The organism is Asticcacaulis sp. SL142, assembly GCF_026625745.1.
Classification (GTDB): domain Bacteria; phylum Pseudomonadota; class Alphaproteobacteria; order Caulobacterales; family Caulobacteraceae; genus Asticcacaulis.
In genome coordinates, this window is record NZ_CP113061.1 from 1,264,098 (window position 1) to 1,281,591 (window position 17,494).

A 17,494-nucleotide genomic window follows, 5' to 3' on the forward strand; every position below is an offset into this window, starting at 1 on the left:
TCATGTGTCTTCTTATCTCGAGGGTTCTGTCGCCCTTTGAGATCAAAGTTATCCGATATTGGTGCAAATAAATTAACAACACCGAAATAGCGGATGTGACATCCCGACGCACCTGAGTTAAAGTACGCAAGTTTCGGAGCTTTGGTTTTCTATTTTATAAGATTGCGGCGAAATGCCTCGGAAATTGCATGCGTCCGGCCTTTGGCGTGAAGTTTTTTCGAGGCCGATTTAACGTATGAATAGAGGGTCTCAATCGAGTATGTTGTCATCTGATGTATGCCCGCGATTTCATGACCGTCAGCCAGTAGCTGAAGGCAGGTGATCTCTCCCGCCGACATTCCTAAATGCTGATTCATGGACAACAATAGTTCCTTCGATAGCTCTGCATGAACGACGCGGGTAGCCATCTCTAGGATAAACTTCTCTGCTTCAGAAAATGGCGTGGCGCGGCAAAATATCCCTCCTCCGAACCTATACTCTTTATCAAAGAAGCCCACGGCAGACCGCCTCGAAATTCCATATTCACGTTCAAGTTCGCGAATTCGACTAAGAGAAGAAACATTTAAAACCTCCGAAGGAAGGTCATGCCAACTTCCCCAATGTTTCTCTGGGGTTATCAGAACTGAAAGGGGGTCATGAGGATATAACCCTTCAGCAACAAACTTCCGTAAGAAGCCTTCAGGCATGTCAGAAGCCAGCATAACGCCATTGCCAACCCCCAAGCCCGAAAAGGCCATTCCGGAGATGGCGAAAAAATCAAATGCGACTAGCTTCCGCACTTGTGCCATTTTCGGATGGTTGGCATGGGCTCTGCCGAACTCAATGGCAACAACTTCCATCTTAGCTTGCTGAGCAGGGTCTGCTGTGCGCTTGGAACGGTAACTGGGCAATTGGTCAGCTCTACATTCATGAAACGGTGTCAGTGTAGGTTGGCGTAATTTTACCGCCCATTCAAGCCCGCCCATGTAAACGCCGTTGACTAATCCAGGCCCGCGCGCTTGGCAATTATCTCTACTGTTGTCTTTAGGAAGTCCGCGCTCATTGAAACTGGCTGCCTCCGTGGTGAAAGTGGACGCGGTGACAAGAGCGGATAACTTTCTTGATCAAAGCTCTTCAGGCCATTCTGCGGCGCATGAAAGGCTGCCAGTATATTTACTCTGTCGGCTACATTGGTCCGCTATGAAATTTTAGAGCACACTCGCCAATGTCGCCTTTGGGCCAAATCGAGCCGACTGCCCGATTGTCGCGTTCGCGCCCAAAGCGGGAGCCAACCCCGTCGTTTGTATCAATTTGCCCAGAAGCGGACATCGGTCTCGATTCCACCGCAGCATTGGCGACTGATCTTCGCTTGAAGTCGAGCTGTTCATATCAGGTTCAGCCGGCGCTCCCTATTCATCTGATACCGTCCATGGCCTGCACGATTGCAACGCCGGTTCATGCGGCAGATGCGCCCGCATCAGCTCTGGCTCAGGCACCCGCAATTGCGACGGATCCGGCGACAATGGCCAAAATCCAGTCCATGATTCAGACCTATCCAGATGCCGGGCAGTTCATGGGCGCGGTTCTGATCGCCAAGGACGGACAGGTCGTGCTCGACAAGGGCTTCGGGTTCGCCGACCGTAACGCAAAAACACAGATCACACCCAACACACGCTTTTACATCGCTTCGATGACCAAGCAGTTCACAGCGGCGGCGATCCTGCTATTGGAAGAGCGCGGCAAGCTCAGCATCAATGATCCTATCGGCAAGCACGTGTCGGGACTACCGGCGTCCTGGGCGGCCATTCCTCTGATAAATCTGCTCACCCACACGTCGGGCATTCCTGATTGGGGCAACCGACCTGAAGCGCAAGCGACACAGCTGAAGCCTATGACGGCGGAACAGATGCTGGCATTTGTTACGGCGAAGCCGCTCGATTTCGTACCGGACACGGCTTACGCCTACAGCAACACCAATTACGTCCTGCTCGGCATGGCCGTTGAAAAGGCCAGCGGCCAGCCCTTTGTGACCTTCCTGAAGGACAATATCTTCGTTCCGTTGGGGATGGAGGCCACCGCTGTCAATGTCGCGCTTCCGAGCCTCAAAGGCTACATTTACCGGCCGGGCGGCTTGGACATTGAAACACCTAAAACCTACGATCAGACCTCAGCGTTGGGAGATAGCGGCATTGTCTCAACTACGCATGATCTTATGAAATGGCAGCAGGGCCTGTTTGGTGGCAAGCTTCTGACACCGGCTTCACTTAGCAAGATGATAACGGCTTACAAGAACGACCGCGGCGTCAATGGCAATAACGGTTTCGGGTTGGTCGTCCGGGCACCGCGCGGGGGCTTACGCCAATTTCACCACGGTGGGGCGCTTCCGGGTTTTCAGTCGACCATAGCTTGGTATCCCGACGCAAAACTGTCGGTGATCCTTCTTGAAAACGTCGAAGCGCGCAAGCCCGCGCCGTCGGCGGAAGAGATGCGCGGTAATATCGTCACCGCCCTGACCGGAGGCGATGTGCCGCCGCCCTTGGTCCATAAGGAGATTCAGGTCAGCCCCGACGTGCTGGCGGCTTATCTCGGCACCTATGAATTGGCCCAGCCGAAATTACACACGATGACCATCACGCTCGAAGACGGTCAGTTGTTCGCTGAGTCTAAAGGCGCCTGGCGGTTTCCGGTTTACCCCGAAACCCCGACGCGGTTCTTCAGCAAACATTTCGAGGCGCAGTTCGAATTCGTCACAGCCGCGGATGGTAAAGTCACCGGACTGGTCTTCCACAATGGCGGACGTTCAACGCCGGGCGTGAGGAAGTAGCCGCTTTGAGCACAGCGTTGAGTTTCTGTGCACTTCCTGACCACAAGAGTCAAAAGTGCGCCCGAAGCGGTAACTTACGCGGCACCGCAGGCTGAGCCCGAAAGCGGAACTTGGCGAACTGTTAAGGCCCCACAATGGGGCAAAAAATTGGATAACGGCGGGCTTTACGTATGTCGCCACCGTTGCATCAGAATACCAACATCGACTCCTCAAATACAGCGGGCGGTAGTTATATGGACTTCGGCAAGTGGTAAAATAGAACCAATTCAAATACTGCAAGCAATTTAGACGTTTTATTGGTGAAATATAATTTCCAGGTCTGATACTTATTGGCTATCCGCCAAACATTTATTCAACATATTACCGCTCCCAGAGCCTTTGACTTTTAATCGTTCAGATTAAGCGATTAGCAATATTGATCGATTAAATTGTCATTTGAAAATACCTCACGCGTTGCGTCTGAAAGAGGTGTCGTAGAAGAATGAAGACATGGAAACACACCGGCCTCTTACTGTAGGCGAAAGTCAATGTCTCGACTGGCCGTTCGAGGATAAGGATATGTTCGAGATATTTTTCGAACACAATCCCATCCCCATGTGGGTATTTAACCTGGCAAGCCAAAAGATTTTGGCCGTTAATGCAGCGTCATGCGATTTGTATGGTCACAGCAAGCGCGACCTGATCGAAAAAACGCTTAATGATCTTCATGCGCCGGGCGATTTCCTCAACGGGCGTATGAGTCCGGAAAGTCTGGCTGCGTTTCTCGTCCCAGAGCAGAACGTTACCCAGTTTAAGGCCAACGGCGATAAAATAAAGGTGCTCCGCTTTGCCCGTCCCGCGCGCTATCATGGCGAAGACTGCGTTATCGTTTGGAATATCGATGTCACTGAGCGCGAACAGGCGTCCGTGGAACTGCAAAGTACACAGATTTTTCTTGATGCAATCGTGGAGAGCATACCCTCCATGCTGTTCGTAAAGGATGCTCGCGACGGCCGGTTTGTATTGTTAAACAAGGCGGGTGAGGAACTACTCGAATTAAGCCGCCATGACCTTATCGGAAAATCTGACTTCGATTTGTTCGACATTGAAGATGCAAAACGCTTCCGGCTGGCCGATCAGGAGGTGGTAGCGTCCGGAAAACTCGTTACTATCGAAAATGAACCGCTCACGACGCCAAACGGTGTGCGATCCTTAAGGACACAAAAAGTTGGTGTGCCAGATATCAACGGAAAACCAAGATATCTGCTGGGTATTTCCGAAGATGTAACCGAGAAACTTCGGATAGAGGAACGCAGCCGTCATCTGGCCTTGCACGATATCCTGACGGACTTGCCAAACCGGCTGCAGTTTCAGAACATCCTTGATCGCCATATCGATGCAAATTCTGCGACCGATAGTGATTTCGCCCTGTTGCTGCTTGACCTCGACCGCTTCAAGGCTGTGAATGACAGTCTAGGTCACCATGTCGGCGATCACTTGCTACAACAGGTAGCAACGCGCATGTTATCCCATATGGGGGAAGACGACGTCGTGGCCAGATTGGGCGGTGATGAATTCGGTGTGATCCATAAGGGTCAAATTAGTCTGGAGAGCACCACTCAGCTTGCAGGCCGATTGATCTCAGCCCTGTGTGAGCCCTTCACCATTGATGGACATTATGTCTCAATTGGATGCAGCGCGGGCCTTGCGTTGAGATCTTTGAATGGCGGCAGTGCCGATGCGCTCATGAAACGGGCCGACCTTGCGCTCTATGCAGCCAAATCCACGGGTAAAGGTGACTATGCGTGGTTTGAGTATGCAATGGAGGAAAAAGCCGATCGCCAGCGTATTCTGCGTGAAGAACTCAGTACTGCCCTGGAAAAGAACCAGCTTTACCTCAACTATCAACCCATCGTCTGCACGCGTACCCGCAAAATTATTTGCTTTGAAGCCTTACTACGTTGGGAGCATCCGACACGAGGTCTTATATCCCCTGACGAGTTTATCCCAGTCGCTGAATCCTCAGGCTTGATAGAGCCTATCGGTAGGTGGGTTCTGCAGCAGGCCTGCGCTGAAGCCACCAAATGGCCAAAAGCCATCAGACTCGCCGTGAACCTGTCGCCCGGGCAGTTCACCGGTTTCAGTTTGGCCGCAGACGTCACTAGGGCGTTGGAGCAATCAAAGTTATCGCCCCACCGGCTGGAACTTGAAATTACAGAGTCAATTTTCCTCACCGACACTGAGGAAAACGTCCGCATCTTGAACCAGCTCAAGCAACTGGGAATTCATATCGCACTGGATGACTTTGGCACTGGCTACTCAAGCCTTGCCTATCTGAGATGTTTTTCGTTCAATAAACTTAAAATTGACCGCTCGTTTATCTCCGACATGTCCTCCACGCCGGAAAACCTTGCTATCGTGCGCGCGGTTATTGGTCTGGGCAAAAGCTTTGGGGCAGTAGTCACTGCCGAAGGGGTTGAAACTGAGGACGAGATGGCATGCGTTACTCAGGAGGGCTGCGATCAGGCTCAGGGCTACTTGCTGGGGCGCCCTATGACGGCTCACGACGTAGAGGCTATACTTGTGTCCTTACCCACGAACAGAAGGTTCGAGGGACGCGCATAAATGGATGCTGTGATGCGTTCTCTAACTTCAACGGCCTGGGATATCGATCCAGGGCGCGTGTTGCCCCCTTAGTGTCCCCCACGGCATCATATTGCCTTTCTGAAGGCCTCTTCTTTCCCCGAACATAAGATGCATCTTCGACCTCAGGTCAGCCAAGCGCCCATTCCAGACATCTCATCCGCGCCGGCACACTCAAGAGCGGACATAGGGTTCGCGGTCACAAATATCCAAACTAAAGAAATCGTTTCCCCAAGAGCTCGAGCGCCTTCCAAATCCAGTGCGGTTCGATTCAGTGGCTCCTGCCTGCGTGGTAATTCGACAACAAAAAGCACAGTTTAGCGCGGCCAAAGAATTTGCCTAGTTCGGCTTCACTATGTCGGTAATCCCGTCGAATTCGGACTTTTGCTCGTCACTAACGCTGTCACGAAGCTCATCGAACCTATCGGCAAGAAATTGTCGCGTACTCTAACGAGTGCTCCCAGATATTCGCGCTAGCAAAAATGAATGCCAATTACCTTATAAAGACGCTCAGCTAACTAACGAGGGTCATCCGCCCCAAAAAAGTGCTTGCAATTAATCGGGCATGACCGCATACCTTGTATCACAAAGTAACATGTGATGCACCATGACTTCATCCGATAAAACATCTGACACGCGACGAACGCAGCTTTACAAGGGCGTGCTGGATTTGGCGCTCCTAAGTTTGCTGGATGAAGGCCCGCAATATGGTCTGCGGATTCTTGATCAATTACGCGAAGGCGCGGGGCTGGATCTGTCCGAAGGCACGCTCTATCCGCTGCTTCATCGGTTGAATAAGGCCGGGCTGATACTGTCGGAGTGGCGGCACGAGGCCGACGCCTCACACCCGCGCAAATACTATGCGCTGACCGCGCAGGGTCAGGCGGAACTGGTTGCCCAGCGCCATGACTGGTTGAATTTAACCCAAAACCTAAACGCTTTTCTTTTGCGGAGATCGTCATGAACGACCTAGGCACCATTCAAACTTGGCTAAACGATCTTGAACGGGCGCTGGCGGGTTTGCCCGAAGTCAGCCGTCGCGATATTGTCTTTGAGGCCCGCACCCACCTCGAAGACCGTGTAGCGGCAGGGCTGTCAGCCGATTCGGCCCTGCACGGGTTCGGTACCGCTAAGGACTATGCGCGACCTTTTATTGAGGACTATCTGCTGTCACGAGCGATAACGTCAAATCGCAGTTTACATATGATCAAGGCCCTGATCACCTATTGCGCTAAAAGCGTGGTTGCCTTCGTCGGCTTAACCTTTACGGCCGCCTTTGCAGGTCTGACGCTGATTAATCTGCTGTGGCTGATTGATAAGATAATCAGTCCCGATAAGGTCGGTTATTTTACCGGCGCAGGCTACCGCAACTATATCGGACGACTGCCCGCCAATGCTGTCGATGCCACGGAACACCTTGGGGCCTGGTGGTATGTTCTGACGATTGCCGGTATTATTCTGTCGCTATTCATGGCCCGGCTATGTCTGCGCCTGTCGGGCTTTGCCATTGTGCGGGCCCGTTCAAAATCGGCTTAAGACCAGAACACCCCTAAATCTGAGCTAACCCATAAAACCGCCGGACACCGGAAACTCTGCGCACCACGTCAGAGGCTGCGGTTGTGCGCGCACACTCTCACAGGAACGCTGACATGACATGGCACTCACCTTTAACGGCTTTGCTGGCCTCAACCGCTTTAGTTATGAGTCAGGCTGCACCAGTTGCAGCACAGGACACGGCTGAAAAACCGCCCCCAAAGCCCGATAAAGCTAAGCCGGATAGTGACCTTAAAACCGTAACGGTGACCGCCGCCAAACCCACCACAAAGATCGACCGTGATGTCTATGATCCCAAAACCGATCCGGCCACGCCAACCTCAAGTGCTGCCGAGGTCCTGAACAAAGCACCGGGCGTCTATGTCGATCCGGAAGGGAATGTGACCCTGCGTGGCAATGCCGCGGTGCAAATTCTGGTAGATGGTAAGCCATCGGCAATGATGCAGGGCAATTTTCGCGCCATTACCCTGCAATCCCTACCTGCCGATGCCATCGCCTCTATTGAGGTTATGACCACGCCGTCCGCTCAATTCAGCGCAGATGGCGGCGGCGGCATCATCAATATCGTCATGAAGAAAAACCGGGGTCTTCGCCCAATCCTGGGGGTGCGGCTCGGGGCCGGTAATGAGGGCCGCTATAATGCAAGCGTAAACTCAGGTGTCGCCAAAGGCCGGTTCACCTTCAACGGCAGCCTGAACGCTAACCGGGATACCCGCCAACCCGAATTTTCCATCAACCGCGAACGCTATACACCGGCAGGCACAGTGCGCTTTAGCGGGCTCAGTGACTTGCCGCAGTCAACCGACAGTTATGGCTTTATCGGTGCCGCTGGCTTTAATGCCACCGATACCGATACGGTGGGGTTAGAGGTGACGCTGAACCACACCGACTATAGATCGAAGGGGCTAAGCGGCTTTGAGGAACGCGATCCTATCGGTCAGGTGACGACCCAATACCAGAGCCGTGATGATCGCCGGAATGACAGTCAGCAAGGATCGGTACGCCTTAGTTTTAGTCATGACGGTGACACAGAGGGCGAAACTTTCAAGGCCGACCTGCGGCAGAACCGCAGCATGCAGTCGAGTGAAAACCTATCGGACTACAGCTTTACAACCGCGTCCCAAAACCGGCGGACTTTACGATCCGGTGACAACACCCAGCATACCCTGGCCATGAGTCTTGACTATAACCGTCAGCTTTGGGGTGGAGTGTTCACCTCTGGCCTTGATCTGAGCGCCAATGCGGCAAAAACCGATAATGCCGAATATAACCTAAGCCTGAATACGACTGCGCGCGTACTGGATCCCCGACGCAGCAACGCCTATGAGGTCGATCAGGATCAGATTGAAGGGTACGTCACCTATCAAAAAGCCATCGGCGTCCGCTGGACGGTGCTGAGTGGCCTTCGGGTCGAGACCACGAATCTGACGCTCAATCAGGTGACCAGCCGAGTCTCTGTGAGGCAGACCTATAGCCACATCCACCCCAGCTTTGCCGTGCAATACCTGCTGAGCGAAACGACAAAACTACGATATAATTATGGGCACCGCATTACGCGACCAAATGCGGGAGACCTCAATCCTTTCGTCATCTATTGGGACGACCGCAATGCCCGTTCAGGCAATCCGGATCTGAAACCGTCAGAAACACACCTCAACGAACTGCGCTATGAATATAATAACCGCGCCAAAAACCTCACCTTTACGGCGACCTGGTTTTATAAAAAGAACGAAAATGTCTTTGTCGAGCGCAGCACCTATATCGACGATAATGTCTATCTGAGCCGACGCGAAAATGGCGGTGACGGGACGGAAAACGGCCTTGACCTGATGTATAATCGTCGTATCGGGACGAAGTGGGATGTTAATCTGCAAACCACGCTAAAGCATGAGCAGCGGCCGCCGCGATCCTCAACCTTCACAACGATCACTGAGGCGGATTCGATCGCCGGCGGTTTACGCATCGGCTACAGGATGTCCCCGAAGGAACAGGTGCAGGTTTCGCTCAATGCCGCAGGCAAGCAACTGACGGGTCAAGGCTATACCAAACCGACCCATCGCTGGAGCGTAAGCTACAGTCGGCGGATAAACGGCAAGCTAACCGCCACGGCAAATCTTCAGGATCACTCCACGTCGCGTAGCATTATCGAAAACCAGGCCGGGCGCACCGTCACTGAATTTAATCTGGGCGGCCTCAACGTTATGTTCGGCTTGCAAATCAATCCGTTCGGCATCAGCGGGAACGGGCGTTAATCCAGCCTAGATGCCTTCAATTTCAACGATGCGCCCCTTGCGGACATTGTGTCCAACTGCGTGCGAGCACACCACAAGCGGACATTTCCCAACCGCACGCTTATTCTCAGCCGTCGTCGTTGGTTTAAATCCGTGGCACACTGGCGACGTGACGTGCTCCCCAAAAATCGAGGCCATTTAAAACTGGAATTTTCCAATTAAGATCCCGCTTTCGGGATGAGGAGAATTTCAAGAAGAAGTCGAAGTTCACGGAGTCGCAAATTGCGTTCATCTTTAAGCAGGCAGATGACGGCGTGGCGGTTGCCGAGGTCTGTCGCAAGGCCGGCATATCGGACGCGACGTTCTACAATTGGCGAAAAAAGTACGCTGGATTGATGCCGTCAGAGATGCGGCGCATGCGTCAATTAGAAGAAGATAACGCGAAGCTGAAACGCATTGTCGCGGATCTGTCGCTTGATAAAGCCATGTTGCAGGATGTTCTCGCAAAAATAAGCCCCCAATATCACACGTTTCTGGCTCAATGGCGCTTGCCACACCCTGAGCCCTAACCCCCGGAAATTCTAGTTTCGGGTGGCCAAGAAATGGGGAGCAGGTCAAGCTAGCGGTAAAACTAATTTTGAACTGGATTAAATCCCGGGGCAACGTCGGGGCTGACCCCCATAATCGATATTGGTGACCGATACGACATCCACCCTGCGCAGAAAACCGTTGTTGGCAAACGTCTGGCGCTGACGGCCCAGCGGATCGCCTATGGTGAAACCGTGCCTCAGAGTCCCTTGCCGCAAAAAGTCGAACGATCAGACGAGAACCTGATAATCACTTTCACAGACACTGGGGCTGGCCTACGCACGCTCAGCGGTGATTACGCCATCGGCTTTGAGGTGTGAGGCTCAAGGGGCTGCACCTATACAGTAGCCAGTGTAGATGGCGATCATGTGATCCTCGTCGGCGCAAACCGGCCAGACGCGCAAAGGGTGCGCTATGCTTGGGCGGACTCTCCGGTCGTTAATTTGTTTAACAGCGAGGACCTGCCCGTCACGCCTTTTGAAATGGTAATAGAGAAAGGCATGTGATTGAGGTAGTGCCCTAAACTTGGAGATGGTGTTAAACTTGTGTTGTTACCTTATGAAGCGCTACCCATTCCTTACATCGAGGATGTCGTAGATTTATGCGGTTGCAGGCCAGCTCTGCCGTAGCGAGGAAGGTTGAACCTGGTTTATCGTATTGCATCGCGATGCTGGGGAACTGTTTGAGCTTATTGAAGAAACGTTCCACGATGATACGCTTTTTGTAAAGCCATGGACTGAAGTCGATTGGGCCAAGAGTGTGCCCAGAGCGCACGCCCTTCCCTCGACTAAAGGCTTCGGCAAACGCTTCATGACTTCCGTAATCGCGATCACCTGTTGCTGAATAGTCGCGTACCTTCCAGATTCAGGCTTATGTCTCACTCCATACTCAACTTGGTACGGCGCAATCCGACGCGGCTATGGCGGGCGAAGAAGGTAATGGTGATCTGCCTAGCGACGAACTGCGCAAAGCACTTGGAAAAGCTTCTGATAGAACCAAAGAAGAAATCGAAGAAATATTTACAGATGTTTATCGTAAGGTAACGGGTGTTTCCGATTACCAGCCATTTATTCCGCCAGCGCCAAGCATAGGTTAGCTATCCAAAGGCGACAGCCCGTAGAGAAATGAAGATAGCGACAGGTCTTAGCCGCCGTAAAATCGCTTCTTTATGATTGCTACGGAATTGAGTAGAGACAATTGAAAGCGCCTATGATTGTCATATTCAAATATAGAAAGCTCTTTTATTGCGTCATATTCGCTAATTATTTCATTTACCATTTGAATCATCTCCTGAATTCCATGTTCAGGGATAGCTTTTTGATATTCTTTTACTTTTTGATATAACTTTTCCATAAAACTATTTATCAAATTTCGTTAAATATTCCATCAATACGAATCTAGTGTTGAGCCTTTAATTTTCAAAATTACTAAAATCAACAATTTAAATTATTCCTGAAATTTCAGGCCGAGATTAGGCTCAGGATCTGTTGATTAACAGGATTCCCAAAAAATGGTTGTTGTGCTTCACTTATGGTCGGAGGACTTTCCATGAGTGATTTGTTTTTGCTGTCTGAGCGCCAGTTCCAACGCATCTGTTCGTATTTTCCACTTTCGCACGGTGTGCCGCGTGTGGATGACCTTCGGGTTGTGAACGGGATTATTTACGTTATAAAACATGGGCTTCAGTGGAAAGATGCGCCGTCTGGTTACGGTCCCTACAAGACGCTGTACAACCGGTTCATGCGCTGGAGTCGGCTGGGTGTGTTCAACCGCATTTTCGCGGTCTTGGCCGGACAGGCCGGTGAACCGGATCGTTTGATGATCGACGCAACCCACCTGAAGGACACAGGACGGCGGCAAGCCTCCTTAAAAAGGGGCTGTTTCCCGCTGCATCGGTCGCACGAAAGGCGGCCTCAACTCAAAGCTCCACGCTGTGACAGACGCTCAGGGGCGGCCTTTGGTGCGGCTTCTGTCTGAAGGCCAGATGAGCGACTACAAAGGTGCGGCCCTGATGCTCGACTCTTTGCCCAGGGCCAAAAGCCTGTTGACAGATCGCGGCTATGACGCTGACTGGTTTCGCAAAGCTTTGATCGATAAGGGTATTACGCCCTGCATACCGCCAAGGCAAAACCGGAAAATCCAGATCGACTATGATAAGACGCTCAACAAACAGCGCCACAAAGTCGAGAACATGTTTGCAAAACTGAAGGACTGGCGACGTATCCACCCCCGTTATGACAGATGCGCACGCACTTTCTTCTCAGCCACACTCATCGCCGCTACCGTAGCCTTCTGGATCAATCAATGAGGCCTGAGCCTAGGCATTAGCGCTGCCGCCTTTTAAATAAAAAGGGCGGCAGTGATTTGCCGCCCTTCAGTACTCAATAGTTAGAAACTCTTGCTCATGCGAAGATAGAACTGACGTCCCAAATAGCCGGAACGATACTGACTTCCCCAGGCATAGATGCCCAGACGGCCGGGTGAACCGGTGTTGTCACCGGCGCTAAGAAGTGGCGCCTCTTCGTCGGCGATGTTGATGACGCCAGCGTTGACTGTCCAGGTCTTGGCCTGATAGCGAACCGTCAGGTCATGCGTTGTCCAGTCAGGGGTGAAGTTCTTGTTGTAAGCCAACGGTGCATAGGTAAAGCTAACCACTCCGTCTTCTTCACGATAGCCCTGATTGGTGGACTCGCCGACATAGTTCAGGGTCCAGTAGACGGTCCAGTCCTTATGCTTAAACGAGGTCTGGATATCACCCACCAGCTTGGGATCAGCTACGGTGCCGTTGTAATCGACTACGGTATCACCTGGGAAGAGTTGTGTCTTAGATTCCTTAGTATGGGTGGCATCGAGATCAATCTTGAGTGTACCGAAGTTGAACTCTTTTTCATAAGAAACCGTGAAATCGACACCGCTAGTTTCTTCACTTGGAATATTGCGATAGCTGGCATCAATGAAGGTGATATAGTTTGTGTCCGGGTCACGGGTGAATAGGTCGCAGAAACCATTGTTGGGATAGGTTTCCTGACCGTAACATGCCCCGACCACACCGGCACCCGTGCTCAGAATCTGGTCTTCAACTTCGATGCGCCAAAAGTCGATAGCCATTTTCAGGCCGGTATCCGGAGGCGTCAAGGCAAAGCCAAAGGTCGTTGCGGTTGACTCTTCTGGATTGAGGCTGGTGCTGCCGGAGTACTCCAGCAAGGTCGAAGGGCCGTTACCGTCGTAGTCCGCCGGGATACCCTCTGCGGCGCAGTTGTCACGTACCGTCTGGCTCTTGACCAGTTGCCCGCTTTCGTCCGTGCCGCCCCAGTTGATGCAGGGGTCAACAGAGCGCTGGGACAGATATGCCGTCTGAGCGTTCAGGAACATTTCGTAGAGCGCGGGCGCACGGAATGATGTGCCATGAGTGGCGCGGAAACGGAAGGTGTTATCGACGGCCCAGTTTAGACCGACCTTATAGGTAAATGCATCACCGACGCTGTCATAGTTGGAGTAACGACCAGACAGGTTAAGTTTTAGATCTTCAAAGAAGGTCTTACCATTAATGAGAGGCGCTTCCAATTCGAAATAGGCTTCCGATAGAGCGTCGTCGCCCTTGGTGATACCGGCACTGGCCGATCCCCATGAGTTGGCCGCACGGGAATATTCACCCGGAACGTCGTTGATCTTGTCCTTGCGGTAAGAGATACCGAAAGCAGCTCCCAGCGGACCGGCCGGCAGTTGGAACAGGTCACCGGTAGCGGTCGCTTCAAAGATCGTCTGCTCGTAATCCGTCTTGCCGGTTTCCGTCAGGAAGAAGTAGTCGCGCTCGGCCTGGGTCAGTACACCGTCATTAAGTGCTGCCGGTGTCATAAGGTTGAGCGGCACGCAGCCTGCAGGGGCTTCTGGCGGACATACGCCAATGAATTCAAACGTATCTTCGTTCAGACCTGTACCGTAGAACAGGCGATCTTTCGGCACCACATCACCGGTATATTCGCCCTTGCTCTTGGAATAGGACAAATAGCTATCCCATGCCCAGCCTTTGTAGTCACCGCGGGCACCAAATACGCCGCGATAGACATCGATTTCCTGAGCGGCGTCAGATTTTGTCAGGAAGTAAGGGTAAACATAGGCACCAGTACGGGCTGGGCCGTTGGCAATATCATAAGCTGAGCCCGTACCAAAAGGGTTTTGTGGAGAGTCAGGCCCATAGTAAGGGAAGATGTAACGCAGGCCTTTTTGTTCAGACTCACGTCGATTAACCAGCAACTCTGTGTAAAGTTCAGCGCCGCCTGCCCATTCAGGACGATATTCGCCCTGAGCAAAGAGGGTATAGCGCTTGACCGGAGAATAGACCGTGACGCGATCTTCGATAGCCGGATCATATTGGCGGTCGGCCTGCGGCACCGGCCCAAACCAGCCCGGTACGCCAAAGGCTGAGCTGCCCTCACGGGGTATACGGAAATAGGTGTCGTCAATAGCGATACCGCCGGTGAGTGATCCCCAGCAGGTATATTCACCGGTCAAATTGCTGACCAGATCGGCACGCGTACCGTCTTCGTTGAAGATATAGTCCTCGGCGCAATCAAATCCTTTGCGGTCGCCTTGGGTCAGAGCCTTGGTTTCCGAGAAACTGCCCGAAATCAAGAAGTGGCCCTTATCGAAGCGCCTACCCCATATGCCGGAGAAATCATAGGATTCGGCGCCACCAGCCTCGGGGACACGAGCCGTCGCGTTAAATTCCAAGCCTTCAAAATTGCTGCGAGTGATGACGTTGACCACACCAGCCACAGCGTCAGAACCATAGATGGACGAGGCGCCGTCTTTCAGAATTTCGTAACGGCTGACGACCGCGTCCGGAAGGGTATTCAGGTCAACCGCAGCTACGGTACCACTTACACCGGCGGGCGGCATGCGGCGGCCATTCAGCAGCACCAGCGAACGCTGAGCGCCCAGACCACGCAGGGAGATCGTGTTGATCCCGCCACCGCCATCAAGAACGTAACCCGTGAACGTCGAGTTGATCTGTCCTGAACCGTTAGCAACCGAAGAGCCCTGCAGAACCTCTGCGGCGCTGATCAAGCCTGCCGCCGTTGATTTTTCAGCGGTGATGATCGTTACCGGCGAGGCAGAGGTAAACTCTTTGCCTTTAATACGCGAACCGGTGATGACGACTTCGGTAACCACTTCCTCTTCAGTGGTGGTCGTCGTCTCTGTTGACACTTCCTGAGCCAGGGCAGGAGCCGTCATCATCACGCTGGTGAGAACGCTGCTAGCCAATAACCATTTGCGGGGAGATAAAATGGACAAGATGCCCTCCAATTAATACCATTCACTAAAGCGACACTATCCCGTCACTTTTCTGACGCAATCGGAATCCGTAAATAATGAAACAATAAGCCCCACTGTGACATTGAAGCCGCATTTTCTCCCTAATGGCGATGTTTTTCGGTTGATTTGAATGACAAAAAGGCCTCGCTTTCGAAAAAACGAGGCCGCATTAAGTTTAAATATTTACCGGTTTTGGGTTACATAAGACCGCATTTCGAGCTTTTGAGATAGCCTTCGATCAGACCCAAAGTTTCTTCATGCCATTCAGTGCGCCACGGTAGGGTATGCCACATACCTTTGATTTCATGGTATTCAACGTCTTTTCCGGCCGACTTCATGGCCTTAAAGAACATGCGCGAATGATCGGTGTCCGCTTGCCGGTCATGGTCGCCGTGGTACAGCATGATCGGGATATTGGCCTTATCGACGTTTTTCAGCGGGTCCATTCCAGTCACTGTCCAGCCCTGTACGTCACGTTGCAGGTGGTTATCACCCCACAGATTGCCAATACGGTCGAGACTGGCGACACCGGCCCCGGCAATGGCACACTTATATGGGCTCTTGGGGCGCACGGATGCCGCAATGGCCGCGAAGCCACCATAAGAATAGCCGAAAATGGCCATGCGCTTAGGATCAGCTACGCCTTTTGAAACCAGATAGGCCGCCGCATCATCCTTATCGTCCTGCATCTTTTGGCCCCATTCCTTGTCCCCAGCGGTCCAAAGCTTATAGCCCCATCCGTCAGAGCCACGGTACTGCGGCTGAATGACCGCTATACCGCGCGTGGCCAGAAACTGCGTCCATCCGGCACCGTCCCACCCAAGATCATCGCGCGCCCACGGACCGCCATGGGGCATTACCACCAATGGCACCGGCCCCTTGGCAGGTGTCCATTCCGGCGGATAGGTAACAAAGGCCGGAATTTCCAGGCCGTCTCGCGCTTTAAAGGTAATATATTCCGCCTTGCCCAACGCCTTCGGATCAATCCATGGGCGCTGTTTGCCCAGCAACGCCAGTTTTCCGCCCTTATAGAGATAATATTCCGGCGGCAAATCAGGGGCTTCGACCGTTACAATGGCACTGTCGCGCGTATCTTTATTCAGGTTAATGTAAACATTCTTATCCGGAAAGACGGCTTTAATTGAACGCTGAACCGGCTCCCATTGCTCATCCAAAATGACCTGTATCGCCGCAGGGCCATTGACCGTAATACTTGAAATCGTAGAGGTCTTGGCCGCCCGATTAGGTTTGAACCCCACACCTGATACGTCGAATTTGTCATTTGCAAACAGAGGCTCAGCCGAAAAAGTCTGCGACTTGATATCGTAGCTGTAGATCGCCTGATAATTGCGATTGAGGTTGCTGGCGACGATCAGTTTTGATGGATCAGTATCAAAGCCCATAGGTGAAATATTGCGACGGTTTTTAAGCTCATAGCTCAAAGGCGCATGATAGACCCATTGGCCCGTACCCCGATCCTTGATGTAAACCTTGTACCAAAATTCGTTGCTGACAGGTTCGATTTCAGCCTTGATTAGCGGCTCACCTGTGGCCAGATCGACACCAGAAGACAGGAATGCCGTCTTTTCGCCGCCCTTAGCCAAGAGGCGGGTCTGGGCCGTCTTGGTGTTAAATTCAAAAATTTCCTGAGCGCCCGTATCGAGATCGGCTTTCTCCATCAGGATCAGATCTGGATTATACAGATCATCATTGAAAATACCGACCGTAATGCCGCGTTCCTCGGCTTCGCGAACCGCCTTGTTACGAGTTCCCGTTGTGCGGAAAGGTTCCTCAAACGAGCGTCCCTCAAGGTCCGTGAAATAAAGTTTGCGTGTCAGGGTTGGGCGGCCGTCCCGCCCAGTTATAGCCGTTTCCGTAATGAAGAAAATCCGGTCATTGCCAATGAAGTCCACGCCGACAATGCGCATATTTTGCGACGGCACCCACACGGGTGTCTTTGATAGATCATTTGCGTCCCAGATCGAAATCACCGGCCACTTCTGGCCTTTGGCAGCGACAATAGCGGCGACATGCTTACCATCAGGCGATATGGTCGCGTTAGTGATAGCTTCATACTGAGATAAGGCTTCGATGGGTAAAGGAGCCGCCAAAGTGCTGCCAGAATATGCCGAGCCTGAAACAGTCAGAACTGCATATGCAACTTTCTGCCAGCCTTTGAGGGTTTTAGTTATCTTGTGCGCCACGGTCACCTCCACAAATTACGCCCTAAATGAGACGCTATATTTTTTGGCCGTCAAGTACTTTAGTTTCAATCGAAGCTTATTTCACTACAGAGCATGACGCATTCCGGCCGAAAAGATGAAAATGCAGGTGGAGCACGTCATCCCCCTATCCAGACAAGCGATCCTTATTGAAAGAA

10 protein-coding genes and 3 pseudogenes are annotated in these 17,494 nt (G+C 52.3%); 8 read left to right on the plus strand and 5 right to left on the minus strand.

From position 1 onward, the window contains the following. Nucleotides 1–149: 149 nt before the first annotated feature. A complete protein-coding gene (locus OVA03_RS05795; RefSeq protein WP_267527205.1) occupies nucleotides 150–965 on the minus strand; it encodes a helix-turn-helix transcriptional regulator in 816 nt (271 codons plus the stop codon). Between the two features lie 443 nt (nucleotides 966–1,408). Between OVA03_RS05795 and OVA03_RS05800 the strand changes: the two genes are divergently transcribed. The 6 genes and pseudogenes from OVA03_RS05800 to OVA03_RS05825 all read left to right on the plus strand — a co-directional run. Then, on the plus strand, nucleotides 1,409–2,803 hold the full coding sequence (locus tag OVA03_RS05800) for a serine hydrolase (protein WP_267527206.1): 1,395 nt from the start codon (nucleotides 1,409–1,411) through the stop codon (nucleotides 2,801–2,803). A 558-nt stretch (nucleotides 2,804–3,361) separates the two neighbouring features. After that, a complete protein-coding gene (locus OVA03_RS05805; protein WP_267527207.1) occupies nucleotides 3,362–5,407 on the plus strand; it encodes an EAL domain-containing protein in 2,046 nt (681 codons plus the stop codon). Between the two features lie 625 nt (nucleotides 5,408–6,032). Continuing rightward, nucleotides 6,033–6,389 (plus strand): PadR family transcriptional regulator, encoded by a 357-nt coding sequence (locus tag OVA03_RS05810; RefSeq protein WP_267527208.1) that lies wholly within the window; start codon nucleotides 6,033–6,035, stop codon nucleotides 6,387–6,389. Continuing rightward, nucleotides 6,386–6,961, plus strand: coding sequence for an HAAS signaling domain-containing protein (locus OVA03_RS05815; RefSeq protein ID WP_267527209.1), 576 nt, complete (start codon nucleotides 6,386–6,388; stop codon nucleotides 6,959–6,961). The genes OVA03_RS05810 and OVA03_RS05815 overlap by 4 nt, the downstream gene beginning before the upstream one ends. A 113-nt stretch (nucleotides 6,962–7,074) precedes the next feature. Continuing rightward, nucleotides 7,075–9,231, plus strand: coding sequence for a TonB-dependent receptor (locus tag OVA03_RS05820; RefSeq protein WP_267527210.1), 2,157 nt, complete (start codon nucleotides 7,075–7,077; stop codon nucleotides 9,229–9,231). Between the two features lie 188 nt (nucleotides 9,232–9,419). Continuing rightward, nucleotides 9,420–9,719 (plus strand): annotated as a pseudogene (locus OVA03_RS05825) (transposase); the annotation flags it as partial. Between the two features lie 616 nt (nucleotides 9,720–10,335). On the opposite strand, the pseudogene OVA03_RS05830 reads toward OVA03_RS05825, so the two are convergent. Then, nucleotides 10,336–10,527 (minus strand): annotated as a pseudogene (locus OVA03_RS05830) (hypothetical protein); the annotation flags it as partial. A gap of 190 nt (nucleotides 10,528–10,717) precedes the next feature. On the opposite strand from OVA03_RS05830, the gene OVA03_RS05835 reads away from it, so the two are divergent. Continuing rightward, nucleotides 10,718–10,894, plus strand: coding sequence for a hypothetical protein (locus tag OVA03_RS05835; protein ID WP_267527211.1), 177 nt, complete (start codon nucleotides 10,718–10,720; stop codon nucleotides 10,892–10,894). Nucleotides 10,895–10,941: 47 nt separating this feature from the next. Here OVA03_RS05835 and OVA03_RS05840 read toward each other — a convergent pair whose 3' ends face one another. Next, a complete protein-coding gene (locus OVA03_RS05840; RefSeq protein WP_267527212.1) occupies nucleotides 10,942–11,151 on the minus strand; it encodes a hypothetical protein in 210 nt (69 codons plus the stop codon). Nucleotides 11,152–11,346: 195 nt separating this feature from the next. On the opposite strand from OVA03_RS05840, the pseudogene OVA03_RS05845 reads away from it, so the two are divergent. Further along, a pseudogene (locus OVA03_RS05845) lies at nucleotides 11,347–12,106 on the plus strand (IS5 family transposase). A gap of 80 nt (nucleotides 12,107–12,186) precedes the next feature. Here OVA03_RS05845 and OVA03_RS05850 read toward each other — a convergent pair. After that, a complete protein-coding gene (locus OVA03_RS05850; RefSeq protein ID WP_267527213.1) occupies nucleotides 12,187–15,036 on the minus strand; it encodes a TonB-dependent receptor domain-containing protein in 2,850 nt (949 codons plus the stop codon). A gap of 275 nt (nucleotides 15,037–15,311) precedes the next feature. Continuing rightward, the gene (locus OVA03_RS05855) at nucleotides 15,312–17,318 is read right to left on the minus strand and encodes an alpha/beta hydrolase family protein (RefSeq protein WP_267527214.1); all 2,007 of its coding nucleotides are present in this window, start codon (nucleotides 17,316–17,318) and stop codon (nucleotides 15,312–15,314) included. Nucleotides 17,319–17,494 lie beyond the last annotated feature (176 nt).